General features: G+C 72.9%; 16 protein-coding genes. 9 read left to right on the forward strand and 7 right to left on the reverse strand.

The features are described 5' to 3' along the window. Positions 1-173: 173 nt before the first annotated feature. The 4 genes from rpsF to rplI all read left to right on the forward strand — a co-directional run bounded on the left by rpsF (position 174) and on the right by rplI (position 1,813). The gene (gene rpsF / locus AB1207_RS09740; RefSeq protein WP_367637934.1) at positions 174-470 is read left to right on the forward strand and encodes a 30S ribosomal protein S6; all 297 of its coding nucleotides are present in this window, start codon (positions 174-176) and stop codon (positions 468-470) included. Beyond that, a complete protein-coding gene (locus AB1207_RS09745; RefSeq protein WP_367637935.1) occupies positions 470-1,045 on the forward strand; it encodes a single-stranded DNA-binding protein in 576 nt (191 codons plus the stop codon). The genes rpsF and AB1207_RS09745 overlap by 1 nt, the downstream gene beginning before the upstream one ends. 64 nt (positions 1,046-1,109) lie before the next feature. Beyond that, the gene (rpsR, locus tag AB1207_RS09750) at positions 1,110-1,346 is read left to right on the forward strand and encodes a 30S ribosomal protein S18 (RefSeq protein WP_012085900.1); all 237 of its coding nucleotides are present in this window, start codon (positions 1,110-1,112) and stop codon (positions 1,344-1,346) included. A 14-nt stretch (positions 1,347-1,360) separates the two neighbouring features. After that, a complete protein-coding gene (gene rplI, locus AB1207_RS09755) occupies positions 1,361-1,813 on the forward strand; it encodes a 50S ribosomal protein L9 (protein ID WP_367637937.1) in 453 nt (150 codons plus the stop codon). 74 nt (positions 1,814-1,887) lie between these two features. Here rplI and AB1207_RS09760 read toward each other — a convergent pair whose 3' ends face one another. The 3 genes from AB1207_RS09760 to AB1207_RS09770 all read right to left on the reverse strand — a co-directional run bounded on the left by AB1207_RS09760 (position 1,888) and on the right by AB1207_RS09770 (position 5,657). Further along, positions 1,888-3,438: a SulP family inorganic anion transporter gene (locus AB1207_RS09760; RefSeq protein ID WP_367637938.1), complete on the reverse strand. Its 1,551-nt coding sequence runs from the start codon at positions 3,436-3,438 to the stop codon at positions 1,888-1,890. Next, on the reverse strand, positions 3,435-4,028 hold the full coding sequence (locus AB1207_RS09765; protein WP_367637939.1) for a carbonic anhydrase: 594 nt from the start codon (positions 4,026-4,028) through the stop codon (positions 3,435-3,437). The genes AB1207_RS09760 and AB1207_RS09765 overlap by 4 nt, the downstream gene beginning before the upstream one ends. Positions 4,029-4,331: 303 nt before the next feature. After that, on the reverse strand, positions 4,332-5,657 hold the full coding sequence (locus AB1207_RS09770) for an MATE family efflux transporter (protein WP_367637941.1): 1,326 nt from the start codon (positions 5,655-5,657) through the stop codon (positions 4,332-4,334). Between the two features lie 511 nt (positions 5,658-6,168). Here AB1207_RS09770 and dnaB point away from each other — a divergent pair. Then, positions 6,169-9,855, forward strand: coding sequence for a replicative DNA helicase (dnaB, locus tag AB1207_RS09775; RefSeq protein ID WP_367637942.1), 3,687 nt, complete (start codon positions 6,169-6,171; stop codon positions 9,853-9,855). Here the strand turns inward: dnaB and AB1207_RS09780 are convergent. Then, positions 9,825-10,613 (reverse strand): methyltransferase, encoded by a 789-nt coding sequence (locus AB1207_RS09780; protein ID WP_367637944.1) that lies wholly within the window; start codon positions 10,611-10,613, stop codon positions 9,825-9,827. The genes dnaB and AB1207_RS09780 overlap by 31 nt on opposite strands. A gap of 99 nt (positions 10,614-10,712) precedes the next feature. Between AB1207_RS09780 and AB1207_RS09785 the strand changes: the two genes are divergently transcribed. Next, the gene (locus tag AB1207_RS09785; protein WP_367637946.1) at positions 10,713-11,702 is read left to right on the forward strand and encodes an LLM class flavin-dependent oxidoreductase; all 990 of its coding nucleotides are present in this window, start codon (positions 10,713-10,715) and stop codon (positions 11,700-11,702) included. A 4-nt stretch (positions 11,703-11,706) separates the two neighbouring features. On the opposite strand, the gene AB1207_RS09790 is transcribed toward AB1207_RS09785, so the two are convergent. Together AB1207_RS09790 and AB1207_RS09795 are read right to left on the reverse strand one after the other, a co-directional pair. Next, positions 11,707-12,264, reverse strand: coding sequence for an HD domain-containing protein (locus tag AB1207_RS09790; protein WP_367637947.1), 558 nt, complete (start codon positions 12,262-12,264; stop codon positions 11,707-11,709). Continuing rightward, positions 12,261-13,301, reverse strand: coding sequence for a helix-turn-helix transcriptional regulator (locus AB1207_RS09795; RefSeq protein ID WP_367637948.1), 1,041 nt, complete (start codon positions 13,299-13,301; stop codon positions 12,261-12,263). Before AB1207_RS09795 ends, AB1207_RS09790 begins: the two co-directional genes overlap by 4 nt. Before the next feature lie 104 nt (positions 13,302-13,405). Here AB1207_RS09795 and AB1207_RS09800 point away from each other — a divergent pair, with 104 nt between their 5' ends. Beyond that, positions 13,406-13,810: a VOC family protein gene (locus AB1207_RS09800; protein WP_437178904.1), complete on the forward strand. Its 405-nt coding sequence runs from the start codon at positions 13,406-13,408 to the stop codon at positions 13,808-13,810. 4 nt (positions 13,811-13,814) lie between these two features. Here AB1207_RS09800 and AB1207_RS09805 read toward each other — a convergent pair whose 3' ends face one another. After that, on the reverse strand, positions 13,815-14,561 hold the full coding sequence (locus AB1207_RS09805) for a GntR family transcriptional regulator (protein ID WP_367637949.1): 747 nt from the start codon (positions 14,559-14,561) through the stop codon (positions 13,815-13,817). 79 nt (positions 14,562-14,640) lie between these two features. On the opposite strand from AB1207_RS09805, the gene AB1207_RS09810 reads away from it, so the two are divergent. Further along, on the forward strand, positions 14,641-15,768 hold the full coding sequence (locus tag AB1207_RS09810) for a TIGR03364 family FAD-dependent oxidoreductase (RefSeq protein ID WP_367637951.1): 1,128 nt from the start codon (positions 14,641-14,643) through the stop codon (positions 15,766-15,768). Continuing rightward, complete coding sequence (locus AB1207_RS09815) at positions 15,765-16,433, forward strand: HAD family hydrolase (protein WP_367637952.1); 669 nt, start codon at positions 15,765-15,767, stop codon at positions 16,431-16,433. Before AB1207_RS09810 ends, AB1207_RS09815 begins: the two co-directional genes overlap by 4 nt. Positions 16,434-16,440: the final 7 nt, after the last annotated feature.

Genomic DNA, 16,440 nt, shown 5'->3' on the forward strand with positions numbered 1-16,440 from the left:
GCGGGCGGGGGTGTGGCGCTGCGGCGGCACAGTGGACGCCGTGGGGCCGGTAGACTCGTCGGGTTCCCCTCCTCGTCGTGGCACGTCCACGGGCGCGGGCGGGGGGCAGACACGCACCGAGACCCTCCTGCCACGGAAAGACCGTGGCCGCCTGAGACCGAAGGAGGTGGGGAATGAGCGCGCGTCAGTACGAGCTCATGGTGATCCTCGACGCGGAGCTGGAAGAGCGGACCGTCGGTCCCTCGCTCGACCGCTTCCTCAACGTGGTTCGCCAGGGTGGTGGCGAGGTCGGCAAGGTCGACATCTGGGGCCGCCGCCGGCTCTCCTACGACATCAAGAAGAAGTCCGAGGGCATCTACGCCGTCGTCGAGCTCACCACCGAGCCCGCCGTCGCGCAGGAGCTCGACCGTCAGCTGAACCTCAACGAGAGCGTTCTGCGGACCAAGCTGCTGCGAGCCGAGGCTGCCTGATGGCGGGTGAAACCGTCATCACGCTGATCGGGAACCTCACGAACGACCCCGAACTGCGCTTCACCCCCTCCGGTGCGGCGGTGGCCAACTTCACGGTCGCCTCCACGCCCCGCTCCTTCGACCGTCAGTCGAACGAGTGGAAGGACGGCGAGACGCTGTTCATGCGCTGCGCGATCTGGCGGGAGGCGGCGGAGAACGTCGCCGAGTCGCTGACGCGGGGCACGCGGGTCGTGGTGACCGGTCGGCTGCAGTCGCGCACCTTCGACACGAAGGAAGGCGAGAAGCGCACCGTCATCGAGATGCAGGTCGACGAGGTCGGCCCCTCGCTCCGCTACGCCACGGCGAAGGTCAACAAGACCTCGCGCGGTGGTTCCGGCGGCGGCGGTGGTTTCGGTGGCGGCGGCGGGTTCTCCGGCGGCGGCAACGGCGGCGGTGGCGGCGGCGGTTGGGGTGGGAACTCCGGCGGCGGCGCACCGCAGCAGCAGGACGACCCCTGGGCCACCGGCCCGTCCGGCGGGAGCCAGGGCGGCGGCGGCGGTTGGGGCGGCGCGTCGAACGACGACCCGCCCTTCTGACAGCTCTGAACACCATTCCATCCCAGGTCTGACGCCTGGGCTCTCACGAGAGGGGAGCACCACGATGGCCAAGGTGCCCGTGCGCAAGCCCAAGAAGAAGCAGAACCCGCTGAAGGCCGCCAAGATCGAGGCGGTCGACTACAAGGACACGGCGCTCCTGCGCAAGTTCATCTCCGACCGCGGCAAGATCCGTGCGCGTCGGGTGACGGGCGTGTCCGTCCAGGAGCAGCGTCAGATCGCCAAGGCGATCAAGAACGCTCGTGAGATGGCGCTGCTGCCCTACAGCAGCTCCGCGCGCTGAGAAGGGGTCACGAGATGAAGCTCATCCTCACCCACGAGGTCACCGGCCTCGGGACCCCCGGCGACGTCGTCGAGGTCAAGGACGGCTACGGCCGCAACTTCCTGCTGCCCCGCAACCTGGCCACCCCGTGGACCAAGGGCGCGGAGAAGCAGATCGACGTGATCCGCAAGGCCCGCAAGGCCCGCGAGATCGCCTCGCTCGACGACGCCAAGGCCGTCAAGCAGTCGCTCGAAGCCCGCACGGTGGCCTTCGCCGCCCGGGCCGGCCGCGGCGGTCGCCTCTTCGGCGCCGTCACCCCGGCCGACGTGGCGCAGGCGGTCTCGGCCGCCGGTGGCCCGTCGATCGACAAGCGCAAGGTCGAGATCCTGCAGCCGATCAAGACGACCGGTACGCACAAGGCTCTCGTCCGCCTGCACGCGGACGTCTCCGCGACGGTGACCATCGACGTCGTCGAGGCCACCGCCTGAGTCGGGTCTGCTGAACGACCGGAGGCCGGTCGCACCCCCTGGGTGCGGCCGGCCTCCGTCGTCCGTGCGGTGCGTCAGGCCTGGTGGACGGGCTCCGGCTCCCGGTCGGCGGTGCGGACGCTGACCTGGGCGCCGCGGGCCTCCCGCTGTTCGACGAAGGTGTCGAGCGCCTCCCGGCAGGCCCGGTCGAGCTTGTCGGGCTCGGCCAGGTGCACGGTCAGCGGACGGTCCACCGGTACCGCCTCGAGGGTGTCGGCCAGCTGCGGCAGCCGGACGAAGGTCGCCGAGCCGGAGACCTCCAGGTGCACCTCGTCGGCCTCCTCGCGGACCCGCGTCCGCAGGCTGCTGGCCTGGACGGCGGCCTTGACGAGGGACAGCACGAGACCGACGGCGACGCCCTCCAGCAGGTTCAGCGTGAGGATGGCGACAATCGTCGCGGCGGTGATCGCCACCTCGCTGCGCGAGGTCCGCCACAGGGTCCGGAACGGGATGCCGGCGACGAGCTTCCACCCGGCCTGGACGAGGACGGCGGCCAGCGCGGCCATCGGCACGAGGCCGAGGAGCGCCGGGGCGGCGAGCGCGAAGACGGCGAGCCAGACGCCGTGCAGGACGCCAGAGGCCTTGGTCTTGGCGCCGGAGTTCACGTTGGCGGAGCTGCGGACGATGACGGCCGTCATGGGCAGGGCCCCGAGCAGCCCGCAGACGCCGTTGCCGACGCCCTGCGCGACGAGCTCCTTGTCGTACTCGGTGCGCGGGCCCGTGTGCATCCGGTCGATCGCCGAGGCCGAGAACATGCTCTCCGCGCTGGCGATGAGCGCGACGGTGACGGCGGCGCCGAGGACGGCCAGCGGGGCGAGGCCCTCCAGCGAGGCGGGCGTCAGCGGCGTCACGACCGACAGCAGCGACTGGACCTCCACGCGGTCGACGTCCAGCCCGGCCGCGACCGTCACGACGGTGGCCAGCAGGACCGCGACGAGCGGTCCGGGGACGATGCGCAGCCGGGCGGGGGCGTGCTTCCACAGCCGCAGGACGAGCAGCGAGCCGACGCCGACCCCCAGGGCGGTCAGCGCGCGCGGGTCGCCGGGCAGGCTCGCGAGCGCCGCCGGGTAGCCGGCGACGTTGGCGACGGGGTTGCCCTCCTGAGGCCGGTCGGCGAGCAGGTAGACCTGGCCGAGGACGAGCGTGAGCCCGATCCCGGCGAGCATGCCCTGGACGACCGCCGTGGAGACGGCGCGGAACCAGCGGCCGAGGCGCGCGAGTCCCAGACCGACCTGGATCAGGCCGGCCAGCAGGACGACGGCGCCGAGCGCCTTCAGTCCCTGCGAGCCGACGATGTCGGCGACGAGGACGGTCAGGCCGGCGGCGGGTCCGGAGACCTGCAGGCTGCTGCCGGGCAGGGAGCCGACGAGGATGCCGCCGACGATCCCGGTGACGAGGCCGAGCTCCACCGGGACGCCGGAGGCGACGGCCACCCCCGCGCACAGGGGGAGAGCCACGAGGAAGACGACGATGGAGGCACGCAGGTCGGCGCCGGCGTGGGGCTTCCACGCGCTCCACCGGGACGCAGGCGGGGTGCCGTCCCCGTGGTGCCGCTGGGTGGGCACGGAGCCCTCGCGGGCGCTCACAGCGCCACGAAGGCGTCGGCGGCGGCGTCGTGGCGCAGGACCTGACCGCGGGTCAGGTCGATGAACCACGGGTGGACGGTCACGTCCTCGTCGACGGAGGGGTGCGTCGTGAGGGCCTCGACCTGGTGCAGCACGTGCTGCTGGACGGCCACGGCGAGCGGGGGCGCGCCGTCGAGGCGCTCGGGGGTGTCGTCGTCGGTCGGGACGCGCAGCGGGGCGAGCCAGCCGCTGACCTCGGGGACGGGCACGGGCGGGACCTCGCGGCCCACGAGGGCGCTCACGGCGCCGCACCCGGAGTGCCCGGCCACGACGACGTCGCGGATGCCGAGGACCTCCACGGCGTACTCGACGGTGGCCTGCTCCGCGCCCGGCCGGCCGGGGGTGTAGCTGGGGACGATGCCACCGGCGTTGCGGAGTTCGAACACCTCACCGGGGCCGGAACCGAGGATGGCCTCGGGGACCACCCGGGAGTCCGAGCAGGTGATGAGGAGGACCTCGGGGTGTTGCGGGGCGGCGAGCTTGGCGTAGCGCTCGGGGTCGGCGCTGACGGTCTGGGGGAAGCGGCGGGCGGCGTTCAGCAGGGCGTGCACGGCGGCTCCTCGATGCGCGTGACGGGCGGCGTCTCGGGTTTCGTCGGTCAGGTTCTGACTGTCGGTCGTTGATTACTTCCCGCAACGAATCACTACTCTTCGTCGCGACAAGGATTCACACTGCCACGATCACCGAGGTTGTCCACCTGCACCGGTTGTGGGTGATGTCACAGGCCGAGGAGGTTTCGGGTGGTTCTAGAGGAATGCTGAAAGCGCTGCGCCACAACGGTTCGGGAATGTCCGCGGCAGGTCACCTGTCGCGTCGGTCGTGGGTCCGCGTCGACCCGGTTCTTCAGATCCGCTTCAGGAACGGCCGACCGCTCCCGTGACCATCCACGCGTCGCGACGTTCTCGCCGCACCAGCGTCACGAGCCGCGCGAGGGTGTAGAGACCGGCGAACGCGATCCACAACCACACCAGTCCCCACCGTCCCGACGGCGCGAGCCAGAGCACCGCGAGGGCGGCGGGCGCGTAGCAGAGCAGCGTCACGACGCCGGCCCCGGCGAGGTAGCGCCCGTCGCCCGCGCCGATGAGGACGCCGTCGAGGACGAACACCCACCCGGCCGCCGGCAGGCAGACGGCGAGGACGACGAGCGCGGCCACGAGGAACTCCCGCACCTCGCCCTCGGGGGCGAAGAACCCGGCGAGCACGGGACTGGTGAGACCGACGAGGAGTCCCAGGCCGACGCCCACCGCGACGCCCCACTGGACCATCCGCCGGATCGTCGACCGCACTCCCGCGACGTCACCCGCTCCCAGTGACCGGCCCACGAGCGCCTGAGCCGCGATGGCGAGCGCGTCGAGAGCGAGGGCCGTCGTGGTCCACACGGTGATCGCGACCTGGTGCGCGGCGATGCCGGCGTCCCCCTGGGCGGCCGCGACGAAGGTCGTCAGCAGGGCGGCGACGCGCAGGGTGACGGTCCGGACGAGGAGCGGGACGCCGTCGCGGGCGTTGCGCAGGACCCCGAGCGGGTGGGGGCGGACCCTGGCCCCGGTGCGCAGGACGCCGCGCGCGACGACCACGGCCAGCGCGACGGCCATGAGCAGCTGCGTCGTGGCCGTCCCGACGGCCGAGCCGGCGATGCCCCAGCCGACGCCGTGGACGAGCAGCAGGTTGAGGCCGGCGTTGAGGACGGCGCCCGCGGCGGCCACGACGAGGGGGGTGCGGGTGTCCTGCAGCCCACGCAGCACCCCGGTGGCCGCGAGCACGACGAGCATCCCCGGCAGTCCGGGCAGGCTCCAGTGCAGGTAGGTCAGCGCGTAGGGCCGTGCCTGCTCGCTGACGCCGAGGAGGTCCACCACCGGACCGGATCCCAGCCGCAGCGCCACCGCGACGACGACACCGAGCCCGAGGGCGAGCCAGAGGCCGTCCACGCCCTGGGCGAGTGCGCCCCGCAGGTCGCCCGCGCCGAGCCGCCGCGCGACGGCCGCGGTCGTCCCGTAGGCGAGGAAGACGAAGACGCTGACCGCGGTGGCCAGCACCGCCCCGGCGATGCCGAGACCGGCCAGCGGCAGGGTGCCCAACCGGGCGACGATGGCGGAGTCGGCGAGCAGGAAGAGCGGTTCGGCGACCAGTGCACCCAACGCGGGGACGGCCAAACGGAGGATCTCGGCATCACGCTCCGTCACCTTGAGCCCTCTTGACAGAGCGTTACCGAACCGCAACCGAAGCCACTTCCCCTCGTCCGGACGAACGAACTCGTCTCCACACCTGGTGGACAACCTGTGGGCAGCATCGTCGCAGGTCAACGCCATCGAGACCCGGGACGACCCGGGAAGTCACCACGTTGTCCCCAGCGTTGTCCACCCCCTGTGCACAACGGTCCCTACCCCGTCCACAGCCTGTCCACCGCCCTGTGCACAGGGTGGTTTGACCTGTCCCCGGGTCGTCGGTCACTGTGCCGCGTGGACGTGTCGGAGCCGTCCGCTACACCTGCGACGAGGGATCGTCACGGTGACGTCTCCGAGGGAAGTCCGAGGGAAGAGGCCTGCCGCTGTGACCACGTACGACGAGCCCCCGGTCGACTTCGGACCTCCCCCGGAGGACGACGGACCCCGGGGTGGCCGCGGTCGCGGTGGTCGTGACGGAGGACGGGACAGCGGGCGCGGGCGGGAGTCGCGCGGCGAGTCCTTCGACCGGATGCCGCCGCAGGACATCGCCGCCGAACAGGGCGTGCTCGGCGGGATGATGCTGTCCAAGGACGCCATCGCCGACGTCGTCGAGGTCATCAAGAGCCAGGACTTCTACCGCCCGGCCCACGAGCTCATCTACGACGCGATCCTCGACCTGTACTCCCGCGGTGAGCCGGCCGACCCCGTCACCGTCTCGGCCGAGCTGACGAACAAGGGCGAGCTGACCCGCGTCGGCGGGACGCCGTACCTGCACGACCTCATCTCGACCGTCCCCACGGCCGCCAACGCCGCCTTCTACGCCCGGATCGTCGCCGAGCGCGCCGTCCTGCGCCGCCTCGTCGAGGCCGGCACCCGCATCGTGCAGATGGGGTACGGCTCGGACGGCATGGACGTCGAGGCCGTCGTCAACAGCGCGCAGGCCGAGATGTACGCCGTCACCGAGAAGCGGACCAAGGAGGACTACGCGGTCCTCGGGGACGTCATCGAGGGCACCATCGACGAGATCGAGGCGAGCTCGCACCGCGGCGAGGGGATGGTCGGGGTGCCGACCGGCTTCGCCGACCTCGACAACCTCACCAACGGCCTGCACCCCGGGCAGATGATCGTCATCGCGGCGAGGCCGGCGGTGGGCAAGGCCCTGGCTCTCGACACGCCGCTGCCGACGCCGACGGGCTGGACGACGATGGGCGAGGTCGCCGTCGGCGACGAGCTCCTCGGCGCGGACGGTCGTCCCACGACCGTCGTGGCCGCGACGGACGTCATGGTCGACCGCCCCTGCTACGAGGTGCACTTCTCCGACGGCAGCGTGATCGTCGCGGACGAGCAGCACCAGTGGCTGACGACGACTCGCGCCTCCAGGAGGTCTGCAGCGAAGACTCCCGGCTCGGTGCGAACGACCGGAGAGATCGCGGCGAGCCTCCGGGTGACGAGCGCCGATCACCGGCTCAACCACGCCGTGCCCCTCACGGCTCCGCTCGCTCTGGCCGAACGCGAGCTCCTCATCCCTCCCTACGTCCTCGGGGCGTGGTTGGGTGACGGACACAGCGCCTCGGCGCGCGTCACCACAGCGGACCCGGAACTCGTCGTGCACCTCGAGGCCGAGGGTCTCGAGGTCAAACCGCTCGGGAACCTCTCGTACTCCCTGTGCCTCCCCAAGAACGTCGTTGAGGCGCGCGCGTGCGTCGTGTGCGGAGGCGAGTTCGTTCCGCGCACCTCCCAGGTGAAGACCTGCGGTCGGAGCTGCGGGGGCAGAGCGAAGCTCGTGGGAGGCCGGAGCGTTCAGCCCAGCTGCCCCTCGTGCGGGCGTCGGTCGAGCGGCTTCGCGCTGTGCGCTGCGTGTCGTGCTGGGACCGGAACGTTGCAGGCACGGCTGAGGACCATCGGTGTCCTCGGGGACAAGAACGTTCCCACCGAGTACTTGCGGGCTTCCGAGGCTCAGCGGCGTGCCCTCCTGGCGGGGCTGCTCGACACGGACGGCACCGTTGCGCCCTCGGGCGTCGTGCAGTTCGCGGTGACGTCACGGCGTCTCGCGTGCGGGTTCCGGGAGCTCGTGCACAGTCTCGGGTACCGGTCCGGATGGAGCGAGAAGCCGGTCAGGGGCAGGTCGAAGGAGAGCTCGATCTCCTACACCGTCACCTTCAGCACCGACGACGATGTCTTTCGGCTGGAACGCAAACGGTTGGTGCACAAGGACCGCCGCGTGCGCACCTTCCACCGTCGGGACACTCGGTTCATCACCGACGTGCGGTCTGTGCCCTCCGTTCCCGTGCGTTGCGTGGAGGTCTCCAACGAGGAGCACTTGTACCTCGCGGGTCGGACGATGATCCCGACCCACAACTCGACGCTGGGACTGGACATCGCCCGAGCCGCCTCGATCAAGCACGGCCTCGCGTCCGTCATCTTCTCGCTGGAGATGGGGCGCAACGAGATCGCGATGCGCCTGCTGTCCGCCGAAGCCCGTGTCCCGCTGCAGAAGATGCGCAAGGGGAGCATGGACGACGCGGACTGGACGCGGTTCGCCCGCACGATGGGTTCCATCAACGAGGCACCGCTCTACATCGACGACTCCCCGAACATGTCGCTCATGGAGATCCGGTCGAAGTGCCGGCGCCTGAAGCAGCGGGCGGACCTGAAACTGGTCATCGTCGACTACCTGCAGCTCATGACGTCCGGCAAGCGCGTCGAATCGCGCCAGCAGGAGGTCTCGGAGTTCTCCCGTGCCCTGAAGCTCCTCGCGAAGGAGATCGAGGTCCCGGTCATCGCGTTGTCGCAGCTGAACCGTGGTCCCGAGCAGCGCACCGACAAGCGGCCGATGGTCTCGGACCTTCGCGAATCGGGTTGCCTGACGGCGGACACCCGGGTCCTGCGCGCCGACACCGGCGCGGAGACGACGATGGAGGAGTTGTTCGCCCTCCAGGCGCGCGACGTCCCCGTGTGGGCGCTCGACGAGTCGCTGCGCTACGTGCGGCGGCACCTCACCCACGTCTTCCCCACCGGCGTGAAGCCGGTGTTCCGGCTGCGCACGGCGTCCGGCAAGGAGGTGCGGGCGACGGCGAACCACCCGTTCCTCACGTACGACGGGTGGAAGCCGCTGGGGGAGCTCGCCATGGGTGATTCCCTCGCCGTACCTCGTCACGTGCCGGCACCCGAGCGACTCGCGGCCTGGGACGACGCTCGGGTGGTGCTGCTCGCGAGACTCCTCGGGGGCGGCCGGGTGTCGGCCCACCGGCCGGTGAGCTACCGCGGAGGCCGTCAAGGTGGGGTCGCGGCCGTCACCGCGGCTGCCGCCACGATGGGGCTGAGTGTCCGAGCGCACGGCGCGGGTTTGGTGCTCAGCGCCGAGCCGGGTGCACAGCACCCGGTCCGTGAGTTCTTCGACGAGCTGGGACTGCAGGGGACCGCTGTGCCGCGAGGCCTCCCCGCAGAGGTGTTCCACCTGCCCAAGTCGCTGATCGCCCTCTTCCTGGCCCACCTGTCGGCGGAATTCGGCACCGTGGACGTCGGGTCGGGCGTTCGGTTGACCCATCCCGGGCGGCGGCTCTTGGACGACGTCGCGCTGCTCCTCCTGCGCTTCGGGATCTCCGCCGTCGTGCGTCGGGGAACGGGGCGCGGTGGGTTCCCGCACGGCTGGACGCTCGACGTGGCCGGTCGCGACGACGTTCGCCGGTTCCTGCAGGAGATCGGCATCGACGGTCGCCTCGCCGCCGAATCGGCGCAGACGCTCGCCGCCGTCGTCGATCGTCGCGAGCAGTTGGACGCGCCGGTGCGGCTGGCCGACGAGTTGTGGGCTGCCGTGACGGCGAGCAGCGCCCAGGCGGCTGCCGCGGCGCCCGACGGGGGATCTCTGGCGACGGTCGTGGACGTCCTCGACCGTGTCGACCTCGACGTCCACGCCGTCAACGACGTGCTGTGGGACGAGATCGTCGCCATCGAACCCGACGGCGAGGAACAGGTCTACGACGCCACCGTCGTCGGTGGCCACAACTTCGTCGCCAACGGCATCGCCGTCCACAACTCGATCGAGCAGGACGCCGACATGGTCATCCTGCTGCACCGCGAGGACATGTACGAGAAGGAGTCCCCGCGCGCGGGGGAGGCGGACTTCATCGTCGCCAAGCACCGCAACGGCCCCACGGACACGATCACCGTCGCGTTCCAGGGGCACTACTCGCGGTTCGTCGACATGGCGACCTGAGGGGTTTCCCTCCGCACGCCGACCACCCGGCTCCCGTCGTCCTCCTCACCCGACACGACGGGGAGGACCTCCGCGACCAACCCGTGGTCCCGAGCCCACGCGAGGGCGCGGCCGGTCTGCCCCTCGTCGAGCTCGGTGAACAACCGCCCCCGCGCGGTCAGCCGGTCGCCGGCCGCGGCGAGCACGCGGCGCAGCACGTCGAGGCCGTCCGGGCCGCCGTCGAGGGTCCGGCGGTCCTCGTGCTCGCGCATCTCCGTCGGCAGGTGCGCGATCTCCGCGCTCGGCACGTAGGGGACGTTGGCGAGCACGACGTCGCACCGCAGCCCGCGCGGCACCGCGTCGAACAGGTCGCCGGTGTGCACGTGCGCACCGGGGAGGTTCACCCGGGCGCAGGCCGTCGCCGCCGGCAGCAGGTCGGTGGCGTGGACGACGAGGCCGGGCACCCGGTCCGCGAGCGTCCCGACGAGGGCGCCCGTCCCGCAGCCCAGGTCCAGCACGGTGTCGCCCGGACGGGCGTGCGCGGCCGCGGCGTCCACGAGGGCCGCGCTGCGGTGCCGCGGGACGAAGACCCCCGGCGCGACGACCCAGCGCCGGCTGCCGAACGCGGCCCAGCCCAGGACGTCCTCGAGGCGCTCGCCGGCCACCCGCCGCGCCACCAGCGCCTCGACGTCGCCGTCGGCGGCGAGCAGGAGCTCGGCCTCGCGCTCGGCGAAGACGCTCCCGCTCGCCCGCAACCGTCGCACCACCTCGCTGTCCACCCTGCGGAGTCTGGCAGGACGCGGGGCCGCGGCCCGGAATCGACGGGATGTCCGCGCGGTTGGCACCTGCGGAAGCCACACCCTTCGAAAGGTCGCACCATGTCGCTCGCGCTCTCCGTCCTCGACCTGGCCCCCATCGCCCCGGGGCAGTCGGCCGGCGACAGCATCGCGGCGAGCGTCGCGCTCGCGCAGGCCGCGGAGGAGCACGGCTACCGCCGCGTCTGGTACGCCGAGCACCACAACATGCCCACCATCGCGTCCTCGGCGCCGGCCGTGCTCATCGCCCACGTCGGGGCGAACACGTCCACCATCCGGCTCGGTGCGGGCGGCGTCATGCTGCCCAACCACTCCCCGCTCACCATCGCCGAGCAGTTCGGCACCCTCGAGGCCATGTACCCGGGCCGGATCGACCTCGGGCTGGGCCGCGCCCCCGGTTCGGACGAGGCCACCACGTACGCGCTGCGCCGCGACCCGTCGCAGTCGGCCCAGTTCCCCGAGGACGTCCTCGAACTCCAGGCCTACCTCGCCGGGAAGTCCCGCGTCCCGGGTGTGCAGGCGACGCCGGGCGGCGGTTCGGCGGTGCCGCTGTACGTGCTCGGGTCCTCGACGTTCGGGGCGCACCTGGCGGCCCGGTTCGGCCTGCCGTACGCGTTCGCCTCGCACTTCGCCCCGCAGCAGCTGCGCGCGGCGGTCGTCTCCTACCGCAACGAGTTCCAGCCGTCGGACCAGCTGGCCGAACCCCACGTCATCGCGGGGGTGAACGTCGTCGCCGCGGACACGACCGCCGAGGCGCGGGAGTCGTTCGCGCAGGTGCAGCGGCGTTTCGCGACGTCCCTGTTCGGCCGCGGCCGCACGTTCACCGAGGCCGAGGTCGACATCCTCATGGAGACCGCCGCGGGCCAGCACGTGCAGCAGATGCAGCACTACTCCGCGGTCGGCACCCCGGCGGAGGTCCGTGAGTACCTGCAGGACTTCGCCCGCGAGGCGGGGGCCGACGAGCTCATCGTCGCCCACCAGGCCCTCTCCACCCCGGCCCGCCTGCGGTCGGTGCAGCTGACGGCCGAGGCGTTCGAGGGCGCCACGGTCTGAGCGGTCAGCGGGCGGGACCGAGCCGGGCGTGCACCCGCGCCACCGCGGCGCGCAGGAAGGGTTCGCGCTCGGCCCGGGCCCGGAGTTCGACCGCCGGAGCCCCGCGGTGGCGGACGTGCAGGTCGCGCAACCGCTCGGCGAACGGCACGCGCCGGCCGTCCGGGGTCGTCGTCATGTCGCAGTACAGCAGCGCGTCGGCGACGGGCCCGCCCTCGTCGGGGTAGACGTCGAGCAGGTCCTCCAGGCCGCGCGCCCGGGCGAGGAACCGGGCGCCGCTGTGGTGCGCGACGAGGCCCACGACCCGCAGCGGCCAGCCGAGGCCCTTGAGGTGGTCGGCGCCGTCGAGAGGGTGGAACCCCGTGCGCTGCAGCGCGGGGGCGTACCCGACGTCGTGCAGGACGACGGCGGCGACGAGCAGGTCGCGGTCCTCTTCGGGCACGGTGCGGGCGATCTCCGCGGCCGTGCGCGCCGCCGTGGTGACGTGCATCCACCGCTGGTCGACGTCCGCGAGGAGCTCGCGGGCCAGCGCCAGCGCGTCCTCGGTGCTCGTCTCGTCCATCATCCCGACTCCCCGCTGCTGGAGACTCCGTCGTCACCTGTGGTCGAGCCGTCACGATGGCACGTCCGCAGGTTCCTGCCAACAGTCGGTTGAACGTCGTAGGTCCTGGTGAGTTCCCGGCCCAGGCGGGCCAGTTCCCTGCGGACGGAGTCCGGGGCCAGGACCTCCAGGTCACCGCCCCAGCCCGCGAGCGTGCGGGCGAGGTCGAGCGCGGTGGGAGCCGCGAGCCGGCACCGGACCCGGCCGTCACCCGCGCCGTCGACGTCAGTGCGGACGTCGGTGCAGTGCCTCCCGAACTGCCGGCGCAGCACGGGCAGGAAGCGCTGCGCCACGACGACGGTCGCGGACGTGGTCGACCGCCGCCGTTCCACCTCGTCCACGACGCGGTCCCACTCGCGGGCCAGGTCGAAGTCCGCGGGGACCTCGAAGGTCTCGGTCAGCTCCTGCAGGCCCTCGACGCGGTCGACGCGGAACGTGCGGCGGCCGGTGGGGCCGTCGGCCAGCAGGTACCAGACCTCGTCCTTGGCGACGAGGCCGAGGGGCTCGACCACCCGCCGGCTCCGACCGCGCCGGGAGGCGTACGCGAGCTCGACCCGGTGGCGGGTGACCACGCTGCGCTGCAGGCGGTCCACGAGCTCCGGGCGGTCCTCGGGGACGTCGCCCCAGGCCCCGGGATCCACGACGACGGCCTGGGCCGCGGCCTCCGCCTCGGCGCGGAAGGTTCCCGGCAGGGCGCGGACGAGCTTGCGCAGCGCCGTGCGGGTCGCCGGGTCGCCCGCCGCGGGTCCGGCCACGAGGAGGAGGGCGTGCGCCTCGTCGCGGGTCAGCCCGGACAGGTCGGTGCGGGCCCCGCCGACGAGCGACCAGCCACCGCCGCGCCCCGGCTGTGGGTAGACGGGTACCCCCGCGGTGGACAGGGCCTCCAGGTCGCGGCGGGCCGTCGCGAGGGAGACCTCGAGCTCGGTGGCCACCTCGGCGGCCGTCACCCGCCCCCGGCTCTGCAGCAGCAGGAGGACGGCCACGAGGCGGTCGGCGCGCACAGGACGAGAGTGCCAGCAGAAGTGCTCAGGAGGTGAGCACTTCTGCCGGGAGCGTGGACCGCGACGGACACCGGACGAGCGAGGAGCGCGTGATGTTGCGAGGGATGTCGACCGTGGCGCTGCTGGCCGAGGACTTCGAGGGCGCCAAGCGCTGGTACGCCGATCTGCTGGGGTTCGCCCCGTACTTCGACCAGCCCTGGTACGCCGAGTTCCGCGTCGGGGACCACCAGCAGGAGCTGGGCATCCTCAACGCGCAGTTCGCCGCCGACCTCGGCGGCGTGCCGGCCGTCGACCGCCCCGGCGGGGTGGTCCTGTACTGGCACGTCGACGACCTCGACGCCGCGCTGGCCCGGACGCTGGAACTGGGGGCGGTCCTGTTCCAGCCGGTGCGGGAGTTCGGTGAGGGGTTCACGGGGGCGTGCGTCGTGGACCCGTTCGGGAACCTCCTGGGGTTGATGCACAACGTGCACTACCTCGACGTTCTAGAGCGCAACGTCTCGGCGGGCTGAGAGGTCAGCGACCGACGGGGCGGACGAAGTGCGGGCCCGTCGGCCGCCGGCGTCCCGCCGTCGCGACGGTGAACCGCACGACGTCGCTGCGGTACCGGTCGTCGCCGGCCTCGAACACCCGGCCGTCCGCGCCGTAGGAGAACCGCCGCAGCCGCAGGACGGGAGTTCCCGCGTCGACGTCGAGCAGGCGGGCGTCGTCCTCGTCGGCCGCGACGGCGTCGATCTCGTGGTCCACGTCGCCGACGTCGTACCCGTGCGACTGCAGCACCTCGGTGATCGAGACCGCGTCGAGGTCCTCCCCGAGCAGCAGGCGTCCGACCTCCTCGACGTAGGTGAGGCGTTCGAGCATCGTCGGGCGGTCGTCCAGCGTCCGCAGGCGCAGGACGTCGACGACGCGGTCACCCGGTTCCACGCCGAGCAGGTGGGCACGGTCGGCGTCGGCCCGGTGCAGCGTCACCGACTGCGTGCGGGCCCCGGGCCGGGCGCCGATCTCCCGGGCCCAGCGCGTGAACGGGACCGAGGTGTCGACGGGCTGACGCGCGGGGCGCGTGACGACGCGGCTCGGGCGGCCCCGCGTCGACTCCACCAGGCCCTCCGCGCGCAGCGCGGCCAGCGCGTTGCGGACCGGCCCCCGCGACGTGCGCCACCGGGCGGCCAGCTCGCCCTCGGTGGGGACGTCGTCGCCCGGGCGCAGGTCCCCGGACGCGATGCGCTCCCGCAGGTCGTCGGCGATCTGCTGGTAGACGCTCACCGCGGCACCGTACCGACGCCCCGGGTGAGGTGTACATCTGGTTCCTCGTCTGCTTGAGTTGGGTAGACAGCTTGGGGAGGTGCTGGTGACGGACCACAGCGACGTCGTCGTGGTCGGGGCGGGGATCGTGGGGCTCGGCGTCGCGGACGCCGCCCGGCGCCGGGGGCTGTCGGTGACGGTCCTGGACCGCTCGCCCGCGGCCGCCGGGGCGACCGTCCGCAACTTCGGGCACGTCTGCCTCACCCCTCAGACGGGTCGCGCCTGGGAGTACGGCAGCGTCGCCCGCGAACGGTGGCTCCAACTCGGCCACGACGCGGGGTTCCGCGTCCGCCAGGACGGCACGTGGGTCGTCGCGCGCCACCCCGACGAACTCGCGCTGCTCTCCGCAGCCGCGGACCAGGCCCCGGACGGAACCCCCGTGCACCTGCTCGACGCCGACGAGTTCACCGCCCGTGTCCCCGTCGCCCGGGCCGTCGGCGGCGCGCACCTGCCCGCCGACCTCCAGGTCGATCCCCGCCGGGCCGCCGCGGCGCTCGCGGCCCACCTCGAACGACGGGGCGTCCGGTTCCGCTGGCGCACCCCCGCCCTCGGGGTCGAGGAGGGCCGGGTCGTCACCGGTCGCGGAACCCTCACCGCCGGCCTCGTCGTGGTCGCCGTGAACCACGACCTCGACCACCTGCTGCCCGGACTGGCGGAGGCGGCGGACGTGCAGCGCTGCGCGCTCGACATGCTCCGCGTCGACGCCGCTCTGCCGGCGCCGTTGCCCGGGCCACTGCTCACGGGGTGGTCCCTCGTGCGGTACCGCGCGTTCGCGGACCTGCCGGAGGCCGTCGCCGTCCGGGACCGCCTGCACGCCGAGCACCCGCGGTGGGCGGCGTTCGACGTCAACCAGATGTGCACGCAGCAGCCCGACGGGTCGCTGCTCGTCGGGGACACCCACCGGCGGGGGGCCGGGGTCGACCCGTTCCTGTCCGAGGAGGCGCACGAGCTGCTGCTCGACGGCGCCGCCGACCTGTTCGGCGTCCCCCGTCCGCGCGTCCTCGAACGCTGGCAGGGCGTCTACGCCAGCGGTCCCGAGGAGTTCCTGCTCGCCCGTCCCGCTCCTGGTGTCGTCGTCGCGACGGTGACGACGGGCATCGGCATGACCACCGGTCTCGGCTTCGCCGAGCACGCCGTCCAGTCCGCTCTCCAGGGAGAAGGCCCGTGACCCGCACCGAACTCCTCGTCCTCGACCTGGCCGGCACCACCGTGCAGGACGACGGTGTCGTGGAACGCGCCTTCGCCCTCGCCCACGAGCGCACGGGCATCGCCCGGGGGATGCCGTGGCCGCAGGCGCTCGCCCACGTCCGCGCGACGATGGGTCAGTCCAAGCTCGACGTGTTCACCCACCTCGGTGGGGGCGACGTCGCGGCCGCGGCCCGGGCGGCCACCGCCTTCGAGGACGCGTACGCGGAACTCGTCGCGGCCGACGGGGTGCAGGAGGTCTCCGGCGCGACGCAGTTCCTGCGCGACGTCGCCGGGCGGGGGATCCGCGTCGTGCTGACGACGGGTTTCGCCCCCGCCACCCGGGACGTCCTGGTCGATGCCCTCGGCTGGCGCGACCTCGTGGACGGAGCCCTCTCGCCCGCCGACGTCGGTCGCGGCCGGCCCGCGCCGGACCTGGTGCTGGCCGCCGCCCTGCGGACGCAGGTGTCGGCGATCTCCGCCGTCGCGGCCGCCGGCGACACCGTCAGCGACGTGCGGTCAGGGCTGAACGCAGGGGCGGGTCTCGTGGTCGGCGTCCTCACCGGCGCCCACGACCGGCCCGCTCTGGAGGAGGCCGGGGCGCACCTCGTGCTGCCCGACGTCACCGCTCTGCTCGGGCACCTGTGAGGATCGG

It is taken from the genome of Kineococcus endophyticus, from assembly GCF_040796495.1.
GTDB lineage: Bacteria > Actinomycetota > Actinomycetes > Actinomycetales > Kineococcaceae > Kineococcus > Kineococcus endophyticus.

Bases quoted from the DNA above. Each gene is read 5' to 3' on its own strand.
- rpsF (WP_367637934.1), top strand. From the start codon at position 174: ATGAGCGCGCGTCAGTACGAGCTCATGGTGATCCTCGACGCGGAGCTG.
- AB1207_RS09745 (WP_367637935.1), top strand. From the start codon at position 470: ATGGCGGGTGAAACCGTCATCACGCTGATCGGGAACCTCACGAACGAC.
- rpsR (WP_012085900.1), top strand. From the start codon at position 1,110: ATGGCCAAGGTGCCCGTGCGCAAGCCCAAGAAGAAGCAGAACCCGCTG.
- rplI (WP_367637937.1), top strand. From the start codon at position 1,361: ATGAAGCTCATCCTCACCCACGAGGTCACCGGCCTCGGGACCCCCGGC.
- dnaB (WP_367637942.1), top strand. From the start codon at position 6,169: ATGCCGCCGCAGGACATCGCCGCCGAACAGGGCGTGCTCGGCGGGATG.
- AB1207_RS09785 (WP_367637946.1), top strand. From the start codon at position 10,713: ATGTCGCTCGCGCTCTCCGTCCTCGACCTGGCCCCCATCGCCCCGGGG.
- AB1207_RS09790 (WP_367637947.1), bottom strand. From the start codon at position 12,264: ATGATGGACGAGACGAGCACCGAGGACGCGCTGGCGCTGGCCCGCGAG.
- AB1207_RS09800 (WP_437178904.1), top strand. From the start codon at position 13,406: ATGTCGACCGTGGCGCTGCTGGCCGAGGACTTCGAGGGCGCCAAGCGC.